This is a genomic window from uncultured Candidatus Kuenenia sp. (assembly GCF_900696675.1).
In the GTDB taxonomy this organism is placed as follows: domain Bacteria; phylum Planctomycetota; class Brocadiia; order Brocadiales; family Brocadiaceae; genus Kuenenia; species Kuenenia stuttgartiensis_A.
Map to the genome: position 1 here is coordinate 1 of NZ_CAADGZ010000172.1, position 5,892 is coordinate 5,892.

6 protein-coding genes are annotated in these 5,892 nt (G+C 38.5%); all 6 read left to right on the forward strand.

Annotated elements, in window-relative coordinates; all coding sequences use genetic code 11:
• The coding region (locus tag QZT26_RS16050; protein ID WP_295100125.1) for a hypothetical protein at positions 1–115 on the forward strand (115 nt) is incomplete at its 5' end.
• A 450-nt stretch (positions 116–565) separates the two neighbouring features.
• Positions 566–808, forward strand: a complete 243-nt coding sequence (locus QZT26_RS16055) for a YggT family protein (RefSeq protein WP_099326870.1) — start codon at positions 566–568, stop codon at positions 806–808.
• A gap of 357 nt (positions 809–1,165) precedes the next feature.
• Entirely contained in the window at positions 1,166–2,434 is a 1,269-nt protein-coding gene (locus tag QZT26_RS16060; protein ID WP_157820775.1) for a haloacid dehalogenase-like hydrolase, read from the forward strand.
• A 19-nt stretch (positions 2,435–2,453) separates the two neighbouring features.
• The gene (locus QZT26_RS16065) at positions 2,454–3,677 is read left to right on the forward strand and encodes a U32 family peptidase (RefSeq protein WP_099326872.1); all 1,224 of its coding nucleotides are present in this window, start codon (positions 2,454–2,456) and stop codon (positions 3,675–3,677) included.
• Positions 3,678–3,803: 126 nt separating this feature from the next.
• A complete protein-coding gene (locus tag QZT26_RS16070; RefSeq protein ID WP_099326873.1) occupies positions 3,804–4,844 on the forward strand; it encodes a PDZ domain-containing protein in 1,041 nt (346 codons plus the stop codon).
• Between the two features lie 23 nt (positions 4,845–4,867).
• A complete protein-coding gene (locus tag QZT26_RS16075; protein WP_295103614.1) occupies positions 4,868–5,581 on the forward strand; it encodes a hypothetical protein in 714 nt (237 codons plus the stop codon).
• Positions 5,582–5,892 lie beyond the last annotated feature (311 nt).

A 5,892-nucleotide genomic window follows, 5' to 3' on the forward strand; every position in this document is an offset into this window, starting at 1 on the left:
TGACAAAAGGAAATATCCAACAGGGATAAAGGTTTCCGATCGGGAAATGGAAAAGATTAATATTGGAAAGCATAATTTCCATGGAGATTGGAATTATACAATTTCAAAAAATTGAGTCATTCACACCTTGTTATCCCATGCCATAGTTGTAAAAGTTATTATCTGACAACCCCTAATTGTACATTGTAGCACAAGCATCCTGCTTGTGGCATTTTACCCTCAAACTGGATACTTGTGTTACTATTCTTTCTCTCCCCCTTCCTGTTAATGATATTTTTACAAAAAATCGGGAATGCTCCCGTACGAAGATACGAAGGTACGAAAGATGCACTTGTTTAGAATTTCAAATCATTTTATCATTAGAATTTGTTTCGGATTTCGGATTTCGGATTTCGTGTTTCACCGTTACCGTAAATTATTTTAACATATATCCTCATAGTCACTTAATCATTGTCTATATTTATATTTTTATTGCTCTGTATGTACGTGTTTGATACAATTGCAAAACTTTTTGTAAATAATGGCAGATGCGTTCTCTTTTTAGTATAGAAAAGGAGTTGTTGAGATGGGACTTTTTTTGGGAAAAATCATAGGTCTCTATGAAATTGTTTTGATTATTAGAATCGTACTTTCCTGGGTACCGCATAATCCCTATAACCAGGCAATACAGTTTTTGTATAAAATCACTGACCCCGTATTGAATCCGGTGCGCAGATACATTCCGACGTTCAGAGGCATTGACTTCTCCCCTATCGTGGTATTCATCGGATTAGGGATTGTTAAAAGAATTATTATGGAGATGTTTTGAGGGGTATGCATTATCCCTGTCCGGGAGACAGAGGTTTTAGGCAAACAAAAAGAGATTGAAACCACAGATTGTACCGGTTCATCGTCCAAAATCTGTGGAATCTGTAGTTTCAGTAATTTCTTCTAAAATCTGACTCCTTTGTTAAAGAGAAATTCTCTGTAAAGATATAAATATCCTCTAATTTCGCTTGGAATCTCACCCTCTTCTAATCAATCCTTCTGGAAAATAAACAAAGAATTTTTTTAAGATGTTACCTGACCTGAACAAACTGAAAGTGAAATACAGGGTAAGGCGTTAGACAGGGAAGATACATTCATCATTCGTTAAATGTCATACTATTTTGTGTTCTGTTTTTCTATGATAACCGCTCCAAAAAATAAAATTATTATTTTTGATGTTGACGGAGTCCTTTTCAGAGGACATTTTCTTCTTCATTTATCAAGACGTCTTGGTCTTTTACTTTCTATCCGCACGTTCTTGTTATGCATATTGTTCAACATCGGCAAATTACCCTTCCATACCTTTATAAAAAGGGTATACCGTTCCTTTCGCAATATTCCGCTTGAACAGGCAAGGAAAGTATACGAAGAGATACCTCTTATCCAGAATGCGAAAGAAACAATTGAAATATTGCGGGGGCATGGTTATTTGGTGTTTTTAATAAGCAGCGGTGTTCCTGATGTATTTGTTAAAGACCTTGCAGCAAGGGTATCTGCAAACAATGGATATGGTATTACCGTTGGCATTGACAACGGCGCATTAACAGGGGAAATATACGGACAGCTTATTATGCCCGAGGGAAAGGTAAACATCATTGAAAGTGAATTGCAACACTATGATCTTTCATGGCATGATGTAATTGTACTGGTAGATGACCGCAATAATTCAGACATTTTGCAAAAATCGAATATAGGCATAGGAGTAAACGCTCAGTATTCAATCCGCAGGCAGGCAGATTATTTAATTGATAACAACAACCTGTCTGAACTGTTGGATATTCTGGATATAGCAGATGCAAACACATACAAGGCCCTCTTTTCAGGGATGCGTAAACAATTTGAGCATTCATGGTACCAGGAAATACGCAGAAAACTTTTACACATCATAATTGCACTTGTACCTGTTTTTTCCCAATATATCTTTATAACCACCCTATCGGTGCTTTTTTCCATAGTAGTTTTCTATTTGATTTCAGAGTTTTTGAGGGTCAACGGGCTTTCTTTTCCCCTGTTAGGCCTTGTTACGAAATCAAGTATACGTAAACGGGAGGAACGCGGCATTGCTTTTGGACCTATCACCTTAATATTGGGCGCAGCTTTTTCCATATTGATTTTCCCAAAAGAAATAGCAAGCGCTGTTATATGGATCGTCGCCTTTTCCGATGCTGCCGCAACTCTGGTGGGGAAAAGTATCGGGAAAATCAGGATACCTTATAACAGGCAAAAAAGTGTAGAAGGGTCTTTGGCGGCGCTGGCTGTTGCCATAATTTGCGGATGCATCTTCCTTCCTATTGCGCCAGCCTTAATTGCCGCCTTTGTTGCATGCTTTATTGAATCATTACCGCTAAGGGCAGCAGATAATTTACTGATGCCTGTTGGCGCCGGATTGATATTATTGTGTTTTTGAAATCCTGAAACATACATCTATGTACATTAGAAAGCCCGAATTGGTTGCCCCTGCAGGCGATATGGAGAAACTTAAAACAGCCATTGAATATGGCGCTGACTCTGTATACATTGGCGCAGAAGGTTTTAATCTTCGGATGGGCGCGGAAAATCTTACTATGCAGGAAATTCGAAATGCCGTTGATTATGTTCATGAAAAAGAGAAAAAAATATACGTTGCGCTCAATATTTATGCACGGAATTATCATATTCGCCGCATTGTCTCTTGCGTGAAAGCACTTGCGGAGATACCGGTAGATGCGGTAATCGTGTCTGATCCGGGAATTTTATTAACGATAAAAGAAATAGCTCCTCACATAAAAATCCATCTTAGCACACAGGCAAACACCACAAACTTTAAATCACTCGAATTTTGGCGTCAACAAGGTATAAAAAGAGCCGTCCTTGCCCGTGAATTAACACTTGGAGAAATTGAAGAAATTATTGCCAATACCGCAGTAGAGACCGAAGTATTTGTACATGGTGCTATGTGTATGGCGTATTCAGGGCGTTGTTTATTAAGCAGCTATATGTCAAACCGGCATGCAAATTTAGGCGATTGTTCGCATTCCTGCCGTTGGAAATATGTGCTGAAGGAAGAAAACCGGCCTGGGGAAACATTTCCTATTATTCAGGATGAAACAGGCACTTACATTTTAAGTTCAAAGGATTTATGCATGCTTGAATATATTCCAGAATTAGTGTCCGCAGGTATTACTGCATGGAAGATTGAAGGACGCATGAAGAGCCAATACTATGTAGCCTCCGTAACAAGAATCTATCGCGAGGCATTGGACCGTTATTTTTCTGACCCTGAAAATTACGTAATTGATGAGCAATGGTTATCTGAACTGGAAAAGACGAGTCATCGTGAATTTGGCACCGGATTCTTTCTGGGATATCGTGAAAATAATCCGCAAGTCAGCCACCAGGACCATGCCTATATTAAAGAATATGAATTCCTGGGGATTATTAATAATGTATCTAATGATAACATCGCAGAAATATTAGTAAAAAATACCATTAAGGAAAATATCCCTATCGAAATAATGGGCAAGAAATTAAAGGACGATTTTGAAGAGCCGTACCTGAAGATGAGGAATGAATTGAATGAACCAATAAAAATAGCGAATGCCGGACAGAAAATATTCGCAAAATTATCGCAGCCCGTTCATAAATATTTTATACTAAGAAAATGTGGTTAATTTAAAATCTAAATCGTTCCCGTGGCGGCTGGAGTTCCCCCCCATGCCGCCTCTGAATTAAATGTAATATGATAGTAATCAACGTTTATTTTCTACATTTTTATTAAAAGAGAAAGAATATTAGAAATGAACCAAAAAATAGCCCTACTCCTTGTTTTATTAATAGTCTTTACTGGATGCAGCAGCAGTTCGAAAGAATATTTAAATAATCTATCGCCCTTTAAAAGCGAGGGGAAAACGCTCGAACCAAAGAAAGGCGCAAAGGTTACTGAGGCAGACAAATATGAACAAATATTTGTCTGTTCCGGAGACATTAACGTTGCCTATCAAAATATGGGGCAGGTGAGCCTTGGTGAGTATGGGTTTTCAGGGCATGATGTCCTGGCAAAAAAAATAAAAGAGAAGGCATTTCTGGTTGGAGTACAGGCGGTAATAAATGTGCAATATGATACAGGATACGCAAAAACCTACCGGTCTTACGGAGAACTTGGCGGCACTGATTATGGTGTAAATAAGACATCGTGGGTGAAGGGGACAGGCATTGTTCTTATAGAAAAACATGATCCCATTGGTTTAATTGTATGCAGCCTGACCAGGGAAAACAAAGAATGGTTTCGGTTTAAACCTAGTCAAAGCGGCGTTCTGGTTGTCAGCGTTCTTGAAGGAAGTGTTGCTGCAAAAGCGGGGATTAAAACGGAGGATCTCATTATGGACTGGAACGGAGAAAAAATTACGACGAAAAAACAATTTGCCATGTTAACGGAAACTTCCGCCAACAAAGAAGCAAAACTTACTATACTGCGTTCAGATGGCATTATTGTTGTTACTTTGCGTATTCCTGAACACGATTCTACCATTAATACTTCGCAGGTATCTGAACCATTGCGTAAGGAGATCGCTTCAACCCCGGTAACTGCCCCGCACAAACCGCCTATAAGAAAATCTGAATTAAAGTCCGCAGAGGTACACAATGAGATTGGCGACCTTTTACTGCGAAAGGGAATGTATCAGGAAGCAATGGAAGAATACAAAAAAGCTGTTGAAGCCGACCCATATAAAGCGCTCTCTCATTTTAATCTGAGCATCGCATATGAAAAGCTGGGTTTAAAAAGGGAAGCGGATGAGGAGTTTGCCCTTTATAAAAAATTAAAGGTGCAAAAAAATTGAATTGATATCATGAAATAAAAAATATGAAGAAATTACTGGTAAGTACTAATAACCATTTTTGTTGTAAAAAATATATGCCTTTCATTTTATTAAAAAGCATTTTTCTCTTTTTTTTAACGATATCCTCTTTTTGCCTGCTAAAAGAATCCTTTGGCGAGAATCTACTCAAAAATGGCGATTTTGAAACCGGCAATACTTCGGGCTGGATATGTTGGGAAACATTTCCATGGGACGGCGATGGCATTCCGGTGAAACATCCAGCAAGAGTAGATATTCATGTTCCGGGGACAATAGGAGTTCCCACACCACCGGTAATAAGCGGTTTATACGCTTTAACACAAGAGGTAACCGCTGAAGGAACAGCCCGCGGCGGTATTTATCAGGAACTGAATGTCAATGCACATTCTACCTATGTGCTGACGGGTAGCATGGCATTCTACGGTGATAATATTGGAGATATTACTATTATAGGCTTACTTGACGGGCAGTGGAACCCTGTAAATACTTCAACCACTCCTTTTAAATTTTATATTGGCGGCGACACGGTTTCTTCATGGACTAAATTTTCACTCTCAATTATTCCGTCAAAAAATATTATTACCGTATTTACCGAAACATGCCAGGATTGGGGATATGGGTATGTGGCAGGCTGGTATGACAATCTCTCCTTACAATTTGTCTACGAAAACAGCAAACCTTTCTCATCGGAAAAAACTCCGCCAGAAGTCCAGAAGTAATAATAAAATCCAATCCAATCCAATCAGAAAATTCAATAGCATTTAACATCCTGAAATAAGACAATGAGTAATGATTAGTAACACTTTAGTTCTATGAAAAATAAAAAATGCTTGTTCCCATCACGGCGCTGTCAAAGTTTTCCATAAGCGCATAATATACAAAGATATGTAAAAAAACGTGGACATTCCCCCTAAAATATTTTATATTATAGGGCATGAACCAGCATACAACACCAATCGATAACACACACAACGAACTACTTCATTCAATTACCGTTCGTCCTGTTTCACAAAACGACCAGGCAAATTGG